This window comes from Pseudomonas sp. X10, from assembly GCF_054889225.1.
This window is the reverse complement of sequence record NZ_CM142677.1, coordinates 4,596,859-4,617,435: the sequence shown is the minus strand read 5'-3', so window position 1 is coordinate 4,617,435 and position 20,577 is coordinate 4,596,859. Positions and strand designations below refer to the sequence as shown.

General features: G+C 62.3%; 16 protein-coding genes and 2 pseudogenes. 2 read left to right on the top strand and 16 right to left on the bottom strand.

The genetic code is table 11. The features are described from left to right. Window positions 1-63: 63 nt before the first annotated feature. From ACYU03_RS21060 to ACYU03_RS21045, 4 genes are read right to left on the bottom strand one after another with little or no spacing between them, the layout of a single operon-like run. A complete protein-coding gene (locus ACYU03_RS21060; RefSeq protein WP_461886558.1) occupies window positions 64-1,221 on the bottom strand; it encodes an osmoprotectant ABC transporter ATP-binding protein OsmV in 1,158 nt (385 codons plus the stop codon). Then, on the bottom strand, window positions 1,218-1,871 hold the full coding sequence (locus ACYU03_RS21055) for an ABC transporter permease (RefSeq protein ID WP_461886557.1): 654 nt from the start codon (window positions 1,869-1,871) through the stop codon (window positions 1,218-1,220). The genes ACYU03_RS21060 and ACYU03_RS21055 overlap by 4 nt, the downstream gene beginning before the upstream one ends. After that, on the bottom strand, window positions 1,868-2,776 hold the full coding sequence (locus ACYU03_RS21050; protein WP_461886556.1) for a glycine betaine ABC transporter substrate-binding protein: 909 nt from the start codon (window positions 2,774-2,776) through the stop codon (window positions 1,868-1,870). The genes ACYU03_RS21055 and ACYU03_RS21050 overlap by 4 nt, the downstream gene beginning before the upstream one ends. Before the next feature lie 13 nt (window positions 2,777-2,789). Continuing rightward, window positions 2,790-3,461, bottom strand: coding sequence for an ABC transporter permease (locus ACYU03_RS21045; RefSeq protein ID WP_461891516.1), 672 nt, complete (start codon window positions 3,459-3,461; stop codon window positions 2,790-2,792). 475 nt (window positions 3,462-3,936) lie between these two features. Here ACYU03_RS21045 and ACYU03_RS21040 point away from each other — a divergent pair. Then, a pseudogene (locus ACYU03_RS21040) lies at window positions 3,937-4,014 on the top strand (transcriptional regulator); the annotation flags it as partial. An 85-nt stretch (window positions 4,015-4,099) separates the two neighbouring features. After that, on the top strand, window positions 4,100-5,683 hold the full coding sequence (locus ACYU03_RS21035; protein WP_461886555.1) for a peptide chain release factor 3: 1,584 nt from the start codon (window positions 4,100-4,102) through the stop codon (window positions 5,681-5,683). Window positions 5,684-5,818: 135 nt separating this feature from the next. Here the strand turns inward: ACYU03_RS21035 and ACYU03_RS21030 are convergent, their stop codons facing one another. The 12 genes and pseudogenes from ACYU03_RS21030 to ACYU03_RS20975 all read right to left on the bottom strand — a co-directional run bounded on the left by ACYU03_RS21030 (window position 5,819) and on the right by ACYU03_RS20975 (window position 20,386). Further along, window positions 5,819-6,898 (bottom strand): polyamine ABC transporter substrate-binding protein, encoded by a 1,080-nt coding sequence (locus ACYU03_RS21030; RefSeq protein WP_461886554.1) that lies wholly within the window; start codon window positions 6,896-6,898, stop codon window positions 5,819-5,821. A 54-nt stretch (window positions 6,899-6,952) separates the two neighbouring features. Then, entirely contained in the window at window positions 6,953-7,294 is a 342-nt protein-coding gene (locus ACYU03_RS21025; protein ID WP_461886553.1) for a cupin domain-containing protein, read from the bottom strand. A gap of 32 nt (window positions 7,295-7,326) precedes the next feature. Beyond that, entirely contained in the window at window positions 7,327-8,733 is a 1,407-nt protein-coding gene (locus ACYU03_RS21020) for an NAD(P)/FAD-dependent oxidoreductase (protein WP_461886552.1), read from the bottom strand. Window positions 8,734-8,799: 66 nt separating this feature from the next. Continuing rightward, window positions 8,800-9,609 (bottom strand): AraC family transcriptional regulator, encoded by an 810-nt coding sequence (locus tag ACYU03_RS21015; RefSeq protein ID WP_461886551.1) that lies wholly within the window; start codon window positions 9,607-9,609, stop codon window positions 8,800-8,802. Window positions 9,610-9,747: 138 nt separating this feature from the next. Further along, entirely contained in the window at window positions 9,748-10,716 is a 969-nt protein-coding gene (locus ACYU03_RS21010) for a peptide ABC transporter ATP-binding protein (RefSeq protein WP_461886550.1), read from the bottom strand. Beyond that, the gene (locus ACYU03_RS21005) at window positions 10,716-11,684 is read right to left on the bottom strand and encodes an ABC transporter ATP-binding protein (RefSeq protein WP_461886549.1); all 969 of its coding nucleotides are present in this window, start codon (window positions 11,682-11,684) and stop codon (window positions 10,716-10,718) included. Before ACYU03_RS21005 ends, ACYU03_RS21010 begins: the two co-directional genes overlap by 1 nt. Before the next feature lie 10 nt (window positions 11,685-11,694). Beyond that, window positions 11,695-12,630 (bottom strand): ABC transporter permease subunit, encoded by a 936-nt coding sequence (locus tag ACYU03_RS21000; protein WP_461886548.1) that lies wholly within the window; start codon window positions 12,628-12,630, stop codon window positions 11,695-11,697. Between the two features lie 10 nt (window positions 12,631-12,640). Further along, window positions 12,641-13,652, bottom strand: a pseudogene (locus ACYU03_RS20995) (ABC transporter permease subunit). Between the two features lie 74 nt (window positions 13,653-13,726). Continuing rightward, the gene (locus tag ACYU03_RS20990; RefSeq protein ID WP_461886547.1) at window positions 13,727-15,322 is read right to left on the bottom strand and encodes an ABC transporter substrate-binding protein; all 1,596 of its coding nucleotides are present in this window, start codon (window positions 15,320-15,322) and stop codon (window positions 13,727-13,729) included. A 72-nt stretch (window positions 15,323-15,394) separates the two neighbouring features. After that, window positions 15,395-16,774, bottom strand: coding sequence for an OprD family porin (locus ACYU03_RS20985; protein WP_461886546.1), 1,380 nt, complete (start codon window positions 16,772-16,774; stop codon window positions 15,395-15,397). 164 nt (window positions 16,775-16,938) lie between these two features. Continuing rightward, window positions 16,939-18,531, bottom strand: coding sequence for an ABC transporter substrate-binding protein (locus tag ACYU03_RS20980; protein ID WP_461886545.1), 1,593 nt, complete (start codon window positions 18,529-18,531; stop codon window positions 16,939-16,941). Window positions 18,532-18,760: 229 nt separating this feature from the next. Then, complete coding sequence (locus tag ACYU03_RS20975) at window positions 18,761-20,386, bottom strand: ABC transporter substrate-binding protein (protein ID WP_461886544.1); 1,626 nt, start codon at window positions 20,384-20,386, stop codon at window positions 18,761-18,763. Window positions 20,387-20,577 lie beyond the last annotated feature (191 nt).

Below are 20,577 nucleotides of genomic sequence, written 5' to 3'. Positions count from 1 at the left end.
TCTGCAGTGGGTAGGAGTCAGCGTCAGCTGACGCTGACTCCTACCCGTGCATATCCGGCTGGTTCAGGAGGCCACTGCCTCGGCTGGCGAGACGATGCTGGTCTTGCCCCCACGCGAACGCCCTGAGCTCAGATAGGCGGCGATCGATTCCTGGGTCACCTCGCCGAGGAACACCTGCTCGGCATCCAGCACTGGTAGCCAGGCGCGGTTGAACTCGTACATCCGCGATAGCAGGATGCGCAGGTGTTCATCGTGGGCGGCGGTGGCATTGAAGGTGCGCAGGAAGTCACCACAGCTGCCTTGCTGACGGTGCAGGTCACGGCGGCGGACATACCCCAGCGCCTTGTTCTGCTCGTCGGTGACCACCACGTAGCGGCGGTCATGCTCGTCCATCAGTTCCAAGGCATCGCCGACCGCCGTGCCGGGGCTGACCGATGGCGCGTTGTCAGCCGCATCCTCGGCACGCACCAGCAGCAGGCGTTTGAGGGTGCTGTCCTGGCCGACGAAGTTGCTGACGAAGTCATCGGCCGGGTGGGCCAGCAGGGTATCTGGGTGGTCGAGCTGGATCAGCTTGCCCGCACGGAAGATAGCGATCTTGTCACCCAGCTTGATGGCTTCGTCGATGTCATGGCTGACCATGATCACGGTCTTGTTCAGCGCCCGCTGCATCTCGAAGAACTCGTTCTGGATCATCTCGCGGTTGATCGGGTCGACCGCGCCGAACGGCTCATCCATCAGCAACACCGGCGCATCGGCGGCCAGGGCGCGGATCACGCCGATCCGTTGCTGCTGGCCACCGGACAGCTCCCGCGGGTAGCGCTGCAGGTACTGCTTGGGTTCGAGCTTGATCATGCTCATCAGTTCGCGGGCACGTTCGTGGCACTTCTGCTTGTCCCAGCCGAGCAGGCGCGGGACCACCGTGATGTTCTCTTCGATGGTCATGTTGGGGAACAGGCCGATCTGCTGGATCACATAGCCGATATGGCGGCGCAGGGTCACCTCGTCCAATCCGGTGGTGTCCTCGCCGTTGATCAATACCTTGCCCGAGGTGGGGGTGATCAGGCGGTTGATCATCTTCAGGGTGGTGCTCTTGCCGCAGCCGGAAGGACCGAGGAACACGCAGATCTCGCCTTCGTTGACAGTCAGGCTCACCGAGTCGACGGCTTTGACGTCCTTGCCGTTGACGTTAAAGGTCTTACTGAGGTTCTGAAGTTCGATCATTTGCGCAGTCCTTCTGGAGTCAGGGTACGTTGCAGGCATTGCAGCAGCAGGTCGGCGATGATCGCCAGGAGGCTGACCAGCACTGCGCCGACCAGCAACATCGACATGTCGCTGCGGCTGATGGACGTGAGGATGAGTACGCCAAGTCCACCGGCACCGATGGTCGCGGCGATGGTCATGACGCCGATGTTCATGACCACGGCGGTGCGCACACCGGCGAGGATTACCGGCACGGCGATGGGCAGTTCGACCATGCGCAGGCGCTGGCCGAACGTCATGCCGATGCCGCGCGCGGCTTCACGGATGCCCGGCTCGACATTGGTCAGGGCCAGGTAGGTGTTACGCAGGATCGGCAGCAGTGAATAAAGGAATACCGCCGTGATCGCCGGCAATGGCCCCAGGCCCTGGCCGAACTTGGAGTAGAACGGCAGCAGCAGGCCGAACAGGGCGATCGAGGGGATGGTCAGCAGCACCGTGGCACTGGCTTGCAAGGGGCCGGCGAGGGACGGGAAGCGGGTCATCAGGATGCCCAGCGGCACACCGATGACAATCGCCAGGCCGACAGCGATGCCGACCAGGGTGATGTGCTGCCCGGTCAGTTGCAGGACTTGGGCCCAGTCCAGGTGGGCGAAGGTGTCGAGCATGCTCATGGCTGTACCTCGCTGATCGGGTGCTGGCGGAGGAACTCGGCAGCCACCTTGGTCGGGCTCTGGTGTTCCACGTCGACCTTGGCGTTGAGCTGGCGCATGGTTTCGTCGTCAAGCTGTTCGGCCAGCGGCTTGAGCAGGGCGACGAGTTTCGGATGAGCGTCGAGCACCGACTTGCGCACTACCGGGGCGGCGGTGTAGTCGGGGAAATAGTGCTTGTCGTCTTCCAGCAAGGTCAGGTCGAAGGCGCTCAGGCGGCCGTCCGTGGTGTAGACGAGGCCTGTGAACACCTGGTTGTTGCGCAGGGCGGTGTAGACCAATCCGGCATCCATCTGGCGAATGTTGGGACGGCCGACCTGCAGGTCGTACATCTCTTTGAGGCCATCGAGACCGTCAGGGCGATTGGCGAACTCAGTGTCGAGGGCGACCAGATGGTTACGCGCCTGCTCGTCACGCAGCACCTGGTTGAGCTGGGTGATGTTGCGCACCTGCGGGTATTGTTCGGCGACCTTGCGTGGCAGGGCCAGGGCGTAGGTGTTGCTGAACTTCGATGGGGTCAGCCAGATTAGGCCTTTCTTTGCGTCGAGCTCCTTGACCTTGGCATAGGTGGCCTCGGCGCTCGGCATGCGCTCGTCGATATGGTTGTAGGAAACCAGCGAGACACCGGTGTATTCCCACATCAGATCGAGCTGGCCGGTTTCTTGGGCCTGGCGCGCCAGGCTGCTGCCCAGGCCGCCGGTAATGCGTACATCGAAGCCATTGGTGCGCAGGTATTGCGCAGTGATTTCGGCGAGCACGGTCTGTTCGGTGAACACCCGCGCGCCGATGCGGATCAGCGGTTTGTTGGCCGCCTGGGCAAATCCTGCGAATAGCAGGACCGCGCCCAGGAGCAAGGCGATTCTTTTCATGGGGTTCCCTCGTTTACTGGGCCAGGCCGCGTTCGAGCCAGCGACGGCTGGAGAAGCTCACCAGGGCGTCGAGCAGCAGTGCCAGCAACGCTGTGCAGGCGGCTCCCAGCAGCAGCTGCGGCTGGTTGTTCAGGGCGATGCCGGGGAAGATCAGGCTGCCCAGGCTGTTGGCGCCGATCAGGAAGGCCAGAGGCGCGGTGCCGACGTTCAGCGCCAGGGCGACGCGCACACCGCCGACGATGATCGGCACAGCGTTCGGCAGTTCGACCTGCCACAGGCGCTGGCGCGGCGTCATGCCGATGCCGGTAGCGGCTTCCTTGAGTGAGTCGGGAACGTTTTTCAGGCCTTCGTAGGTGTTGCGCACGATCGGCAGGAGGGAGGCGAGGAACAGCGCGAAGATTGCGGGACCAGCGCCGATGCCCAGGATACTCAGGGCAATGGCCAGTACGGCCAGGGGAGGGATGGTGTTGCCAACATTGAAAAACTGCATGAAGCGTTCGGCTTTGTCGACCCTGTGCGGTCGACTCAATGCAATGCCAGCAGGGATGCCCACGGCCAGCGCCGCCGCCATCGAAGCCAGCACCAGTACCAGGTGCGCTTGCAGGTAGAACCACAGATCGTCGCGATAGCGCGCGATCGTATCGATGCCGATCCAGTGGATCAGCAGGGCCAGGATGATGAGCATGGCGCCCCATCCCAATAGCCCTTTGCCATAGCGTTCAGCCACAGGCGGACTCCTTTTTTGTCGGCGGGCACACTCCCGTGGCAGCCACCATTCCAGGCGGCAGGCAGTGTGCTCGCGAGTAGCAGCGCGCGGCCCGCAAAAGGGAGCGCAGCACGCCATAAGCCAAGCCCCGTCAGGCTCGTGTTGCCGGTCAAACCAGCCCTGAAACCGCGGGACTTTGCCATCGGGGAACAGGGGAGTGGACGTCTCCAGGGGCGTAAAGGTTCCCATCTGAAGCGGCATTTGGCCAGTGTTAATCCCTGGGGTGTGTGAAATTACGCACGATAAAAAAGCGCTTTTCTGAGCTGAAGGCGTTGAAATACCTGCTGTGCCGCCATTTGTCATGACCTTCGACATTGCTCGCGGAATTTCATGATGGTCGCGGTAGGGAATATTCCTTTTGGGGTATTTACGGGCATGGCCAGTCAGGCTCTTTTCGAAAGTCGAAAAACGCAGTGACATACTGATCTCCACCCTGCGCAGCTATGTGGAGGTGCTGGGTGGAACGCTCGACTGGCGGCTGGGGATCAGACTTTGGTCCCTAGCCAAGTTCAGGTATGATATCGCCCCTTTTTCAATCCCCAGTCAGGCGATTTCCCATGACCAACCAGGCCGCCGAAGTCGCGAAGCGCCGCACTTTCGCCATTATTTCCCACCCGGATGCGGGTAAGACCACCATCACCGAAAAGCTGTTGCTGATGGGCAAGGCGATCGCCGTCGCCGGTACGGTCAAGTCGCGCAAGTCCGACCGCCATGCCACTTCCGACTGGATGGAAATGGAGAAACAACGTGGTATTTCCATCACCACCTCGGTGATGCAGTTCCCCTACCGCGAGCACATGATCAACCTGCTCGACACCCCGGGCCACGAAGACTTCTCCGAAGACACCTACCGCACCCTGACCGCGGTGGACTCGGCGCTGATGGTGCTCGACGGCGGTAAGGGCGTCGAGCCGCGGACCATCGCCCTGATGGACGTTTGCCGCCTGCGTGACACGCCGATCGTCAGCTTCATCAACAAACTCGACCGTGACATCCGCGACCCGATCGAACTGCTCGACGAGATCGAGGCCGTGCTGAAGATCAAGGCTGCGCCCATCACCTGGCCGATCGGTTGCTACAAGGACTTCAAGGGCGTCTATCACCTGTCGGGCGACTACATCGTGGTCTACACCCCGGGCCATGGCCATGAGCGCACCGAAGCCAGGATCATCGAGAACCTCGATTCCGACGAGGCCCGCGAGCATCTGGGTGACCAGTACGAATCGTTCGTCGAGCAACTGGAGCTGGTCCAGGGCGCCTGCCACGAGTTCAACCAGGACGAGTTCATCAATGGCCAGTTGACTCCGGTGTTCTTCGGCACCGCGCTGGGCAACTTCGGTGTCGACCATGTGCTCGATGCCGTGGTGGACTGGGCCCCGCGCCCGCTGGCCCGCGTGGCCCACGAGCGTACCGTGGAGCCGGTCGAGGAGAAGTTCAGCGGCTTCGTGTTCAAGATCCAGGCGAACATGGACCCCAAGCACCGCGACCGCATCGCTTTCATGCGCATCTGCTCGGGCAAGTACGAGAAGGGCATGAAGATGCGCCACGTGCGCACCGGCAAGGACCTGCGCATCGGCGACGCGCTGACCTTCTTCTCCTCCGAGCGTGAGCAACTGGAAGAGGCCTATGCCGGCGACATCATCGGCCTGCACAACCACGGCACCATCCAGATCGGTGACACCTTCAGCGAAGGCGAGGCCTTGGGTTTCACCGGCATCCCGCACTTCGCCCCGGAACTGTTCCGCCGCGTGCGCCTGAAGGACCCGCTCAAGTCCAAGCAACTGCGCCAGGGGCTGCAGCAGTTGGCCGAAGAAGGCGCGACCCAGGTGTTCTTCCCCGAGCGCAGCAACGACATCATCCTCGGCGCGGTCGGTGTACTGCAGTTCGACGTAGTCGCCAGCCGCCTGAAGGAAGAATACAAGGTCGAGTGCGCCTATGAGCCGATCACTGTCTGGTCGGCGCGTTGGATCAACTGTGACGATAAGAAGAAACTCGAAGACTTCAAGAACAAGGCCATGGAAAACCTGGCCATCGACGGCGGTGGTCACCTGACCTACCTGGCGCCGACCCGGGTCAATCTGTCGCTGATGGAAGAGCGCTGGCCGGATGTGAAGTTCCGCGCGACCCGCGAACACCATTGATCCCGCTGTTGACTGAAATCTTGTAGCGGCGTTTCGGCGCCCTGACTTGCCCGCGATAGCGAGGGTGAACTCACCGACGCTTCGCGGGCAAGTCAGGACGCTGAACCGCCGTTCCTACAGGTAGGTGTGAACCGCCTAGTTTCCTGCTTTGATGCTGGTCCAGATCCGCGTTCTGATCCGGTCGATCTTCGCCGGCATCGCCTCCAGGGCATAGAGCTTGCCCATCACGTCTTCGCTCGGGTAGATCATGGTGTTGCCCTTCATGGCAGGATCGACCAGCTCGTCAGCCTTGAGGTTGCCATTGGCGTACTGCACATGGTTGCTGATGTTGGCCATCACCTCTGGCTGCAGCAGGTAGTTCATGTAGGCGTAGCCGGCCTTTTCGTCAGGCGCGTCGGCGGGCATGGCGACCATGTCGAACCACATGGGTGCGCCTTCCTTTGGGATCGAATACCCCACCTTCACTCCGTTCTTCGCTTCCTCGGCACGGTTCCTCGCCTGCAGCACGTCCCCGGAGAACCCTACTACCACGCATACGTCGCCATTGGCCAGGTCGCCGGTGTACTTGGACGAATGGAAGTAGCTGATGTAGGGCCGCGCTTGCATCAGTAACGCCTTGGCCTTGTCGTAGTCGGCCGGGTTCTGGCTGTGGTGTGGCAGGCCCAGGTAGTGCAGGGCGATGGGCAAGAGTTCGGGACCGTTGTCCAGCACCGCCACGCCGCAGCTCTTGAGCTTGCTGATGTACTCGGGTTTGAAGATCAGGTCCCAGGAGTCCACCGGGGCGTTGTCGCCGAGCACGGCCTTGACCTTGTCGATGTTGTAGCCGATGCCGGTACTGCCCCATAGGTAGGGGAAGCCGTATTGGTTGCCTGGGTCATTGGTTTCCAGGGCCTTGAGCAGCACCGGGTTGAGGTTCTGCCAGTTGGGCAACTGGCTCTTGTCGAGTTTCTTCAGTGCCTTGCCCTGGATCTGCCGTGCCATGAAGTGATTGGAAGGAAACACCACGTCATAGCCGGAGTTGCCGGTCATCAGCTTGCCGTCGAGGGTCTCGTTGCTGTCGAACACGTCGTAGGTGGGCACGATGCCGCTGGCCTGCTGAAAGTTTTTCAGGGTGTCCGGGGCGATGTAGCTGGACCAGTTGTAGATCTTCACCGACTCGGCGGCATTGGCCACGCAGGCGGCCAGCATCAAGGGTGCGAAAAGGAGAGTACGCATGTCCGGTTTCCTTGCTTTGTCTGTTGTTATCGAAGGCGGCAGGCGATCAACTGATCAGAAAATCAACACGTAGGTCTTGCGCACGGTCTCTTGGATATCCCAAGTGCCAGTGCTGTTGGCCGGCAGCATCAGGGCATCGCCGGCTTCTATATGGATGGGCTCGCCACTCTCGGGGGTGAAGGTGCAGCGGCCCTTGATGAAATGGCAGAACTCCTGTTGCACGATCTGCCGCCGCCAGCGCCCTGGGGTGCACTCCCAGATGCCGGTTTCCACGCCGTCGCTGCGTTCGACGCAAGTGACCGAGGTCACGGCGACCGGTTCGCCAAGTGGCACGGCAACCGGATTGGAGTACTCCAGGATGGCGCTGTCGGTGTGTTTGAACTGGGTGATGCTCATACCGGTGGGTCCTGTGATGGGTGAACTCGTGGTCAGTGCATGAAGCCCTCCATGAAGTCCGCCACGCGACTGGCCAGGCGGCGGCGCCAGGGGGCGCTGGCCGGGTTGGCAAGGGTGCGGTCTTCATGGACGAAGCTCTGGATGATCGCGTTGTATCCCAGCCAACGGCAGGGCTCCGGTGGCCAGCTGGCCAGGCTCGACAGCGGGCGGTTGTCGTGTACCCAGGGTTGGGCGGTCAGTTCGTTTTGCTGGCCGAGGATCAGTGCCGCCAGGGTGCGTCCGCCCAGGTTGGTGGCGCCGACCCCTTCGCCGCCATAGCCGCCGGAGAGAGCGATGCTACGTTGGCGATCGCAGAGCATATGCGGCTGGAAACGACGGGCCATGCCCAGGTTGCCGCCCCAGGAATGGGTGATGCGCACGTTCTTCAGGTGTGGGAAGAGTTCGCCGAACAGGTAACGGCGCAGTTCGATCTCGGCCTCATCGAGGTTGAAGTCCTCGCGCAGGCGGCCACCGAAGCGGTAGCCGCCGCGGGCGCCGAAGACCAAGCGGTTGTCGGTGGTGCGTTGGCCATAGGTGACCTGGCGGCTGCCTTCGCTGAAGGCCTGGCCCTGGTCCAGGCCGATCTGCTCCCAGGCGGATTCCGGCAGCGGCTCGGTGGCCACCAGCAGGCTTTGCACCGGTAATTGGTGGCGCCCCAGCGGTGGCAGGCTGGCGGCATAGCCTTCCACCGCTGGCACGACCCACTGGCAGCGTACCGTCGCTTGCGGTGTGCGCACCTCGCCCGGACGCCAGTCGATGGCCGGGGTGCGCTCATGGATCGGCACGCCCATGCCTTCGACCACCCGGGCCAAGCCACGGACCAGCTTGGCAGGTTGGATGGTGGCGACATTGGGGCTGAAGATCGCCCCATAGGCATTGCTGACCCGTAGCTGTCCGGCCAGTTGTTCTGGCTTCAGCCAGCGATAGTCGTCTTCGTTCATGCCCTGGCGGTAGAGGTCGTCCAGGTAGGCGCGCAGGCTACGCTCCTGCTCCGGATAGCGGGCGGCGCAGTAGATCACGCCACCCTTACGGTAGTCGCAGTCGATCCCTTCGCGTTGCAGCACGGTCTGGACTTCGTCAGGGATCGCATGCAGGAGGTCGATGCTGTCCCGGCGCTGCCGGGGAGAAAGAGTGGCGAGCAGGCGGTCCTCGCCGAGCAGGTTGCCCATCAGCCAGCCGCCATTGCGTCCGGAGGCACCGAAACCGGCGATGTTGGCCTCAAGGATGGCAATGCGCAGGTGCGGTGCCTGGCGCTTGAGGTAGTAGGCGGTCCAAAGGCCGGTGTAGCCGGCGCCGATGATGCACACATCGACGTCTAGGTCCTGCCCGAGGGCAGGGCGTGCCTCGAGTGGCTCGTCGAGCTGGTCCATCCACAGGCTGATCGTGCGCCAAGCTTGCATCGGGTACTGCTCCCACATCTGTTCAATGGCTGGGAGCGATGCTAGTGGGCTGTTGGGCTGGCTGTCTTACGTGCGTGCACGCAGAGAAATCTGCTTTACATAGGCTTTGGGCGAGAGCCCGGTGTGTTCGCGGAAACACTTATAGAAGGCCGACAGCGAGTTGAAACCGGCATCGAAAGCCAGCTCGTCGATGGGCGCGCTGGCGCTGCTGGTGTCCAGCCCGGCCAGAAGATGCTGCAAGCGTGCCTGGTTGACGTAGCGGTAGAAGCTCTGGCCGAGCACCTGATTGAGCAGGTAGGAAATCTGGTTGCGGCTGTAGCCGCTCTCTTTGGCGACCCGTTGCAGGTCCAGCTCGGGGTCGAGGTAGGGGCGCTGGCGCTGGAAGTAGTGCTCCAGGTCTTGGGCCATGGTGCTCAGCTGCCGTGGTGACAGGCCCAGGCGGCTGGTGGCTGGGCGCAGGCTGGATTGCCGGTTGCCTGGGCTGCCTTGGCGTACCAGGGTGGCGTATTCCTTGACTCGCCAGACCAGGCTGTCCTTTACGGTGATGGCTTCACTGGATTCGAAGGCCGCCAGCCCGTCACCGCCTTGGACCGTGACTTGGTACTGGATGAAGGCGGTGCAACCATCGACGCGGATGCGGTCGTTGTGAACGATGTCCTCGCCGGCTACATGGGGCAGGCAAGCGCGCACGTACTCGCGCAACTGGTCATAGCCGAGCACGCGGTTCTGGAAAAAATCGTGGTACTGGATATCCGGATGGTACAGCGCCATCACCCCGTCCAGGTCGCGATGCTTCCAGCACAGGTGATAGCGCAGCACGGTGTCGGCGGTGGCCGGGGTCTGTTCCGGGCCGTCGGGGAGGAGGATCGGGCTCATGGCACTGATAGTGCCTTGGCCCGGTCTGTGGTGACAAGGTTGAGGATGGCTCGCTGCTGACCCTATCGCAGGCAAGCCTGCGCCTACAGATTGTGGATTTGTAGGCGCGGGCTTGTCTGCTATGGCGGCTACAGCGATCTAGAGAAACTGCTCCGCATAGTGACACGCCACCTGCCGTGTACTCACCTGCCGCAACGCTGGTACTTCCTTGGTGCAGCGCTCGGTGGCATAGGGGCAGCGCTTGTGGAAGGCGCAGCCATCCGGTGGGCTGAGCGGGTTAGGCAGTTCACCGGTGATGCGGATCTTCGGCTTCAGCGGGTCCGGGTGGATCGCCGGGGTCGCCGAGAGCAGCGCTTGGGTGTATGGGTGCAGGGGTTTTTCGTAGATATCTTCCTTCGGCCCCATCTCCGCCGGGCGACCTAGGTACATCACCAGCACATGATCGGCAACGTGGCGTACCACGGCCAGGTTGTGGGAGATGAACACGTAGGCTGTGTTGAACTCCTTCTGCAGGTCCATGAACAGGTTGAGCACCTGGGCCTGGATCGATACGTCCAGGGCCGAGGTCGGCTCGTCCGCCACCAGTACCTTCGGTTGCAGCATCATCGCCCGGGCCAGGGCGATGCGCTGGCGCTGGCCGCCGGAGAACATGTGCGGGTAGCGCTGGTAGTGCTCGGGGCGCAGGCCGACCTGCTGCATCATCTTCTGCACCTTGTCACGGCGCTCGGCCTTGCTCAGCGAGGTGTTGATCAGCAGCGGCTCAGCCAGCTGGTCACCGATCTTCTGTCGGGGATTGAGGGAGGCATAGGGGCTTTGGAATACCATCTGCACATCGCGGCGCAACTGCTTGCGCTGGGCCTTGTCGGCACCCTTGACCTCCTGGCCAGCGATTTGCAAAGAGCCCGAAGATGGCTCCTCGATCAGGGTCAGGGCGCGGGCCAGGGTGGACTTGCCGCAGCCGGACTCGCCGACCACGGCGAGGGTCTTGCCGGCCTCCAGTTCGAACGACACGCCATTGAGGGCGCGCACCAGTGCATGGCCCTTGAACAGGCCGCGGGAGACTTCGTAATGGCGGGTCAGTTCACGGGCGGAAAGAACGACAGTCATCACGCCACCTCCTGGTTCAACGGGTAGAAGCAACGCACCAGGCCATGGGCCTGGGGATCTAGGGGCGGACGCTGGCGGCGACAGTTGTCCTGGACATACGGGCAGCGCGGCGACAGCAGGCAGCCCTCGGGCCGGTCGTAGCGGCCGGGGACGATGCCGGGCAGGGTGGCCAGGCGCTCGGCGCCGATGCTGTGTTCCGGGATCGCCGCGAGCAAGGCTTCGCTGTAAGGATGGGCGGGTACATCGAACAGTTCCGGCACCTGGCCGACCTCCACGGCCTGCCCGGCGTACATCACGCACACCCGTTTGGCCGTCTCGGCCACCACGGCCAGGTCATGGGTGATCAGGATCAGGGCCATGTTCTGCTCTTTCTGCAGGTTGACCAGCAATTCCATGATCTGCGCCTGGATGGTCACGTCCAGGGCAGTGGTGGGTTCGTCAGCGATCAGCAGCTTGGGCTCGCCGGCAATGGCCATGGCAATGGCCACGCGCTGGCTCATACCGCCGGAGAGTTGGTGCGGATAGGCGTCCAGGCGGCTTTCGGGGGCTGGGATCTCGACCTTCTTCAGCAGCTCCAGGGCCCGCTGGCGTGCAGCCTTGCCCTTCAGGCCCAGGTGCTGGCGCAGCACTTCCTCGATCTGGTAGCCCACGGTGTAGCTGGGGTTGAGCGCGGTCATCGGGTCCTGGAAGACCATGGCGATGTCCTTGCCCACCACCTTGCGGCGTTGGCGGCCGCTGAGCTTGAGCATGTCGATGCCATCGAAGGCCAGGGTATCGGCGGTGATGCGCCCAGGGGCGTCGATCAGGCCCATCAGGGCCATCATGGTGACCGATTTGCCCGAGCCGGATTCGCCGACGATCGCCAGGATCTCGCCCGCGTCGACGGCCAGGTCCAGGCCGTCGACCACAGGGACGGCGTTGGCGTCGCCAAAGCGCACATTCAGGTTGTTGATCTGCAACAGTGACATGGCGGTCTCCTCAGGCGGCGTTCTTGAGTTTCGGGTCCAGCGCATCGCGCAGCCCGTCGCCCATCAGGTTGATTGCCAGCACGCTGAGCAAAATGGTCAGGCCGGGCAGGCTCACCACCCACCAGGCGCGTTCGATGTAGTCACGGGCCGAGGCCAGCATGGTGCCCCACTCGGGGGTCGGCGGTTGGACGCCGAGGCCGAGGAAGCCCAGGGCCGCGGCGTCGAGGATCGCCGAGGAGAAGCTCAGGGTCGCCTGGACGATCAACGGCGCCATGCAGTTGGGTAGCACGGTAACGAACATCAGGCGGGGCAGGCTGGCACCGGCCAGGCGCGCAGCGGTGACGTAGTCGCGGTTCAGCTCGCCCATCACTGCGGCGCGGGTCAGGCGCACGTAGGACGGCAGCGAGACGATGGCGATGGCGATCACGGTGTTGATCAGGCCTGGGCCGAGGATGGCCACGATGGCCACGGCCAGCAGCAGCGATGGCAGGGCGAGCATCACGTCCATCAGGCGCATGATCGAGGGGCCGAGGATGCGCGGGAAGAAACCGGCCAGCAGGCCCAGCAGGATCCCTGGGATCAGCGACATCACCACCGACGACAGGCCGATCAGCAGTGACAGGCGGGCTCCCTGGATCAGCCGTGACAGCAGATCGCGGCCAAGCTCGTCGGTACCGAGGATGAATTGCCAGTTACCGCCTTCCAGCCAGACCGGCGGGGTCAGCAGGAATTCGCGGTACTGCTCGCTGGGGTCGTGGGGCGCGACCCAGGGGGCGAACAGCGCGCAGAAGACCACCAGGCACATGAACAACAGGCCGGCCACGGCACCCTTGTTGCGCGAGAAGGCCTGCCAGAACTCCTTGTACGGCGAGGGGTAGAGCAGGCTCTGGTCGACAGGGTTGGCTGGGGTGGCCGAGGTTACGGTATTTGGAATCGGGCTAGTCATGGCGAGGACCTCAGCGCTGGTGACGGATGCGTGGGTTGGCCAGGCCGTAGAGGATGTCCACGACGAAGTTGACCAGGATCACCAGGCAGGCAATCAGCAAGATGCCGTTCTGTACCACGGGGTAGTCGCGGGCACCGATGGCTTCGATCAGCCACTTGCCGATGCCCGGCCAGGAAAAGATGGTTTCGGTCAGCACGGCACCGGCCAGCAGGGTGCCGACCTGCAGGCCGAACACCGTCAGCACCGGGATCAGCGCGTTGCGCAGGCCGTGGATGAAGACTACGCGGGCGGGCGACAGGCCCTTGGCACGAGCGGTGCGGATGTAGTCTTCGCGCAGTACCTCGAGCATCGAGGAGCGGGTCATGCGTGCGATTACCGCCAAGGGGATAGTGCCCAGCACGATGGCCGGCAGGATCAGGTGCATCACTGCGTCCTTGAAGGCGCCTTCCTCATCGCTGAGCAGGGTGTCGATGAGCATCAGGCCGGTCTTCGGCTCGATGTCGTAGAGCAGGTCGATCCGCCCGGAGACGGGGGTCCAGCCCAGGCTCACCGAGAAGAACATGATCAGGATCAGACCCCACCAGAAGATCGGCATGGAGTACCCGGCCAGGGATATGCCCATCAACCCCGTGGTCGAACAGCGATCCGCGCTTGAGCGCGGCGATCACACCGGCCAGCAGGCCGACCACACCGGCGAACAGCAGCGCGGCCAAGGCCAACTCCAGGGTGGCGGGGAACAGGGTGAGAAACTCGTTCCAGACGCTTTCGCGTGTGCGCAGGGATTCGCCGAGGTCGCCTTGGGCGAGCTTGCCGACGTAGTCCAGGTACTGTTGTGGCAGGGGCTTGTTCAGGCCCAGGCGCTCCATGGCCTGGGCGTGCATTTCCGGGTCGACCCTGCGTTCGCCCATCATCACTTCCACCGGGTCACCCGGGATCAGCCGTATGAGCGCAAAGGTCAGCAAGGTGATGCCGAAGAATGTCGGGATCAACAATCCCAAGCGCCGGGCAATAAAACTAAACATCGTCTGGTGTACCTCATCAGCCGGTCAAGGCAATGCCGCCGGGGCCTTCGTGGGCTCCGGCGATCGTTCTTGTTCTACTTCACCCGGGTAGTGGCGAAGTTGTTATTGGTCAGAGGGTTGATGTGATAACCCTCCACGTTCTCGCGCATGGCCGTGAACATTTTCGGATGGGCCATGCTGATCCAGGGTTGGTCGTCATCGTACACCGCCAGAGCCTCGCTATAGAGCCTTGCGCGCTCGTCGTTGTCGATGACCTGACGGGCCTGGGTGATCAGTGCCTGGAATTTCGGGTTGCACCAGCGCGCATAGTTCTCGCCGCTCTTGGCCGCATCGCAACTGAGCAGCGGACTGAGGAAGTTGTCCGGGTCGCCGTTGTCGCCGGCCCAGCCGGTGGAGACCATGTCGGCCTCGCCGTTCTTGGCGCGGCGCAGCATCTCGGCCCATTCCATGATGCGGATATCCAGCTTCAGGCCGATCTGCCGCAGGTCGGCCTGGAGCATCTCTGCGCTGAGCCGTGGGTTGGGGTTGGTCGGGCCGCCCCCGTTGCGGGTGAACAGGGTCAGCACCGCGCCTTCCGGCACCCCGGCTTCCTTGAGCAGGGCACGGGCCTTGTCCAAGTCGCGGGGCGGGTTCTTGTTCTCGGTGTTGAAGCCGATCATGGTCGGTGGATAGGGATTGACGCCAACCAGGGCATTGCCCTTGCCGAATAGCTGGTCGACGTGGGTCTGGCGGTCGAAGGCCATGTTGATCGCCTTGCGCACGCGAACATCGCTCAGGTACTTGTGCTCGGTGTTGAAGGCGATGTAGCCGGTGACCAGGGCTTCCATTTCGGCGACCTTGAGCTTGGGGTCGGCCTTGATGGCCGGTACGTCGTCGGGCTTGGGATAGAGGGCGATCTGGCATTCGTTGGCGCGCAGCTTTTGCAGGCGCACGTTGTTGTCGGTGGAGATGGCGAAGATCAGCGCATCGGCTGGCGGCTTGCCGCGGAAGTAGTCCGGGTTGGGCTTGTAGCGGACTTGGGCGTCCTTGTTGTAGCGCTGGAAGATGAACGGGCCGGTGCCGATAGGCTTGCTGTTGAGTTGGGCAGTCTTGCCAGCCTTGAGCAACTGGTCGCCGTACTCGGCGGAATAGATCGAGGTGAAGGCCATGGCCAGGTCACGTAGGAAGGGCGCTTCCGGACGGGTCAGGGTGAACACTACGGTGTGGTCGTCGAGCTTCTCGACTGACTTGAGCAGGTCCTTGAAGGCCATGCTTTCGAAATAGGGGTAGCCGACGCTGGTCTTGTCATGCCAGGGGTGGTTCGGGTCCAGTTGACGGCGGAAGCTCCACAGAACGTCGTCGGCATTCAGCTCGCGGGTTGGGGTGAAGTAGTCGGTGGTGTGGAACTTCACGCCTTCGCGTAGGTGAAAGGTGTAGGTCAGGCCGTCGGGGCTGATGTCCCAGCGTTCGGCCAGGGCCGGCTGGATTTCAGTGGTGCCGGGCTTGAAGTCGACCAGGCGGTTGAACAGGGTTTCGGCCGCGGCATCGGCGGTCACCGCAGTGGTGTACTGGACGATGTCGAAGCCTTCAGGGCTGGCTTCGGTGCAGACCACCAGCGGCTTGGCCGAAAGGCCTGCCGCCGAGCTCAACAACAGGGCTGCCAGGGCAGCCCGTAGCGGTAGCGATTTCATGGAACCTCCCTGCTGTCGGTTTCACCAGCGTAGCTGCCACGGCCGGCGAGGGCTGGCCGTGGCGCACGCGGGTCAGAGGATGTTGAACGGAATGGTGGTGACGATACGCAGTTCGTCGAGGCTGCCATCAGCCTGCGCCTTGCTCGCCCGGTGGGCGGTGTAGGTGGCGCGGATGCTGGTGTCTCTCAACGGGCCGCTCTGCACCGCATAGCTGGTGCCGATGCCCCACTCGTAGTGGGTCTCGCCGTCCATGCCACTGACGTCGTAGGCGGTGCCGCGATAGTGGGTGCCGTCGATGCCCCAGCCGCGAGCGTTGTAGAGGTTGAACTTCAGGCCTGGCACACCGTATGGCGCCATGTTCAGCACGTAGGAAATCTGCAGGGATTTCTCGTTGGGGCCGTTGAAGTCCGACAGCAGCGAGTTGGCCAGGTAGATGCCGTTGGTCTCGTGCAGGTAGTCGAAGTACTCGTTACCGTTGACCTGCTGCCAGGAGGCGGTCAGCGAGTGGGCCTGGTGGGTCAGGCCGAACGACAGGCTGTAGGTATCGTTGTCGATATTGCCCATCTTCTTGCTGCCTTCGTCCACGGTCTTGTAGTAGTTCAGGCCCGTGGTCAGGCTCAGTACCGCGCTGTCACCCAGCACGTGGTTGGCGCCGAAGTAATACTGGTTCCAGAAGTCCTCGACCTTGGTGGCGTACAGGCTGGTGGTCAGGCTTTTGAGCGGTTGGTAGTTGACCCCGACGGTACTGGCTCGGTCGGTTTCCACGCCGGTGGCGCCGTATTCGCTGCGGAACTTGCTCAGACTCTGTTCGGTACGCGGCGAGACACGGTCGAAGGTGCCCAGGTCGAACGACAGGTTGTCGAACTCGGCGCTGTGCAGGCTCACGCCCTGGAAGCTAGAGGGCAGGGCGCGGTTGCCGATGTAGGCGATCATCGGCGTGTCGAGGGACTGGCGGCCGACGGTCAGGGTGGTGTTGGAGATACGTGCCTTGATGTTGGCCAGGCCCGCCTTGCTCCACTGGCCGACCGGATCGCCGTCACTGTGGGTCAGGGTGCGGTTGTTGGGGCCGGCGATCGCGGCGCGGCCTTGTTCCAGGGCGATGGCGTTGTAGGCGGCGACTTCAGTGGCGAAGCCGATCGTGCCTTCGGTGAAGCCCGAGCTGTAGTTGAGGATGGTGCCCTGTACCCAGTTGTCACGGCTATGGGTGTCGTGACGGCTGCCGTCGCTCTTGTAGTACTTCCAGAGCGGCGCGCGGGTGGCGCGTTCGCGGGCGTACCAGTTGCGCGTCGACCCCGACAGGCTCTGGCCTTCGAAGAAGCCCTGGGCCTCGTCCTGGGCACTGCCTGACTTGACCGTGAGCGGAACGAAGTCCTGGCTGGCGGGTTCGGCCAGGGCCAGGGTGGACAATCCACTGAGGGATAAAGCCAATACTGCGGTTTTGGTTCGTCTCAAGATAAAAGCTCCCTTTCTTTTTTCTAGTTATCGCCAGGCCTTGTGGGCTTAGACGTGTTGCTGGTGACACAGGTTTTGCAAACGTTTGCCTCGGGGCTTGCGGGCAAATTCGGCCTGCACGGGGCTGCGGGAGTGGGGTGCACTCCCGGTCTCACGGGGCAGGGTTAGTCGGTGCTGACGCCGGAGAAGTTGTTACGCCCGAAGGGGCTCACCTTGAAACCCTCGACCTTGGCACTGAGCGGTTGGTTGACCGTCGAGTGGGCGACCGGGGTGATCGGCACCTGCTGCTTGAGCCGCTGTTGGGCCTGTTGATAGAGCTGGGTACGCTGCTCGCGGTCGGTGACGGTCTTGGCTTTCTTGACCAGGGCGTCGTACTGCGGGTCGCACCACAGGGCATAGTTGTTGCTGCCAATGGCGTCGCAGTTGTAGAGCGTGCCCAGCCAGTTGTCCGGGTCGCCGTTGTCGCCAGTCCAGCCAATCAGGGCGATGTCATGTTCGCCGTCTTTCATGCGCTTGAGGTATTCCCCCCACTCGTAGCTGACGATCCGGACCTTGAGGCCGAGCTTGCTCCAGTCGGATTGCAGCATCTCGGCCATCAGCTTGGCGTTGGGGTTATAGGGGCGCTGTACCGGCATGGCCCACAGGGTGACCTCGGTGCCTTCCTTGACCCCGGCGGACTTGAGTAGTTGGCGTGCCTTGTCCGGGTCGTAGCCGGCGTCCTTGATGCTGTCGTCGTAGGACCACTGGGTCGGAGGCATGGCATTGACGGCCAATTGCCCGGACTCCTGATAGACCGCCTGGATGATCGCCTGCTTGTTCACTGCCATGTCCATGGCCTGACGCACCTGCAATTGGTCAAAGGGTGCGTGCTGGGTGTTGTAGGCGATGTAGCCGAGGTTGAATCCGGGCTGTTCCATCACCTGGATCTTCGGGTCCTTCTTGAGCGCCGGTACGTCGGCCGGACGCGGATGCAGGGTGACCTGGCATTCGTTCTTGCGCAGCTTCTGGATACGCACGGAAGGGTCGGTGTTGATCGAGAAAATCAGGTTGTCGATCTTCACCTGCTCGGGGGCCCAGTAGTCCTTGTTGCCCTTGAAGCGGACCTGCGAATCCTTCTGGTAGCGCTGGAACACGAACGGGCCGGTGCCGATGGGCTTCTGGTTGATGTCGCTAGGGCGGCCGCTGGTCATCAGGTAGTCGGCATACTCGGCCGAGAGGATGGAGGCGAAGCTCATGGCCAGGTTCTGGATGAAGGCAGCATCGATGCTGTTGAGGGTGAAGACCACGGTCAGCGGGCCGGTCTTTTCCACGCGGGCGATGTTCTTGTCCAAGCCCATGCTGATGAAGTAAGGGAACTCGGTGGGGTAGGCCTGGCGGAACGGGTGGCCCTTGTCGAGCATGCGCTGGAAGGTGAACAACACGTCGTCGGCATTGAAGTCGCGGCTGGGGGTGAAGTCCTTGTTGGCGTGGAATTTGACCCCTTCACGCAGCTGGAAGGTGTAGCTCAGGCCGTCATCGGAGACTTGCCAGTCCGTCGCCAGGGCCGGCAGCACGGTGGTGCCGCCGCGCTCGAATTCCACCAGGCGGTTATAGATCGGTTCGGCGACGTCGTTGTCGGTGGCGCTGGTGTATTGCGCGGTATCGAAACCCGCCGGGCTGCCTTCGGAGCAGAACACCAGGTTCTTGGCCAGGCTGTGAGGGACTTGGGCCAGCAGGCCGAGCCCGAGTAGAGCGGAAAGTACGGTGGTGTGGCGCATAACGTGTCCTTGTGGTGAGAGCCATTGGCGCACAGCCATACGAATTGCGCCGACAGTGTCAGGCCCCGACGGTACGAGCGCCGGGAGAACACCGATAGGTACAATTTCTTCTGGTTGTGCAGGGTTGATCTGTCGATCGAGAAGGAAATTTCCTCACGTCCTACAGACCATCAGGGCATGCCGCCGCCCCGTCGTGCCATACAGGCCCTCGGGGCGGTAGGCCGAGTCCTTATTTGCTCACGCTCACGCCGTAGAAAGAGTTCAGGCCAAAGGGGCTGATCTTGAAGTCCTGCACGGACTTGCTCATCGGCTGATAGACCGTGGAGTGGGCGATGGGGGTCATCGGCACCTGGTCCTTGAGGATGTGTTGAGCCTGTTTATACAGCTCGGTGCGTTTGGCCTGGTCCGGGGTGGCCTTGGCTTGCTGGATCAGGTCGTCGAACGGCTTGTAGCACCATTTGGAGAAGTTGTTGCCGGCAATGGCATCACAGCCGAACAGGGTGCCTAGCCAGTTGTCCGGGTCACCATTGTCGCCGCTCCAGCCGATCAGCATGGCGCCGTTCTCGCCGCCTTTGGAGCGCTTGATGTATTCGCCCCATTCGTAGCTGACGATCTTGGCCTTGATGCCGATCTTGGCCCAGTCGGACTGCAGCATCTCGGCCATCAGCTTGGCATTGGGGTTGTAGGGGCGTTGTACCGGCATGGCCCAGAGGGTGATCTCGGTGCCTTCCTTGACGCCGGCCTCCTTGAGCAAGGCTTTGGCCTTTTCGGGATCGTAGGCCGTATCCTTGATGGTCTCGTCATAGGACCACTGGGTCGGTGGCATGGCGTTGACTGCCAACTGGCCGGCACCCTGGTAGACCGAGTCGATGATCTGCTGTTTGTTCACCGCCATGTCCAGCGCCTGGCGTACCTTCAGATCGGCCATGGGGTTGGGTTCATTGCTGTCTTTGATCTTGTCCATCACGTTGTAGGCGATGTAGCCGAGGTTGAAGCCGGGCTGGTCAGGCATCTTCAGCTTCGGGTCGGCCTTCAGCGGCTTGATGTCGGCCGGACGTGGGAACAGGGTGACCTGGCACTCGTTCTTCTTCAGCTTCTGCATGCGCACAGAGGCATCGGTGGTGATGGCGAAGATCAGGTTGTCGATCTTCACGTCCTCGGGTTTCCAGTAGTCCTTGTTGCCTTTGTAGCGGATCTGCGCGTCCTTCTGGTACTTGCTGAACACGAACGGTCCGGTACCGATCGGCTTCTGGTTGATATCGGCGGGCTTGCCCTGCTTGAGCAACTGCTCGGCGTATTCGGCGGACTGGATGGAGGCGAAGCTCATGGCCATGTTCTGGATGAACGCAGCGTCGACGCCCTTGAGGGTGAACTTGACCGTGTGCTCGTCGACTTTCTCGATCTTGGCGATGTTCTTGTCCATGCCCATGTCGGTGAAATACGGGAACTCGGTCGGGTACGCCTTACGGAACGGCATGTCCTTGTCGAGCATCCGGTTGAAGGTGAACAGGACGTCGTCGGCGTTGAATTCGCGGGTGGGCTTGAAGAAGTCGGTGGTATGGAACTTGACGCCTTCACGAAGGTGGAAAGTGTAGGTCAGGCCATCCTCGGAAACGTCCCAGCTGGTCGCCAGGCCCGGGGTAACTGCGGTGCCGCCACGCTCGAACTGGCTCAGGCGGTTGAAGATCGTCTCGGCTGAGGCATCGAAGTCTGTTCCGGTGGTGTACTGGCCTGGGTCGAAGCCGGCGGGACTGCCTTCCGAGCAGAACACCAGGTTGGTGGCGGCTAAGGCGGAAGGAGCGCTGGCGAGCAAACCTGCGCCGAGCAGGAACGGAATGACTGCGTGTTTGAGCATGGTGGCCTCATTTTTGTCATTTTTTGATTGAGGGCGGCCTTTTGAGCCGACCTGCGGATACTAATGCAGGGGCCGTTCCCAATGCAACAGTCAGGAGGATATCTGGCGTCAAAATTGTGGTACTGACGTACATGGATGTCGCATCTTTGTAACTTTTTTAGAAGTTGAACGTTTGCGACCAGCTAAAATGC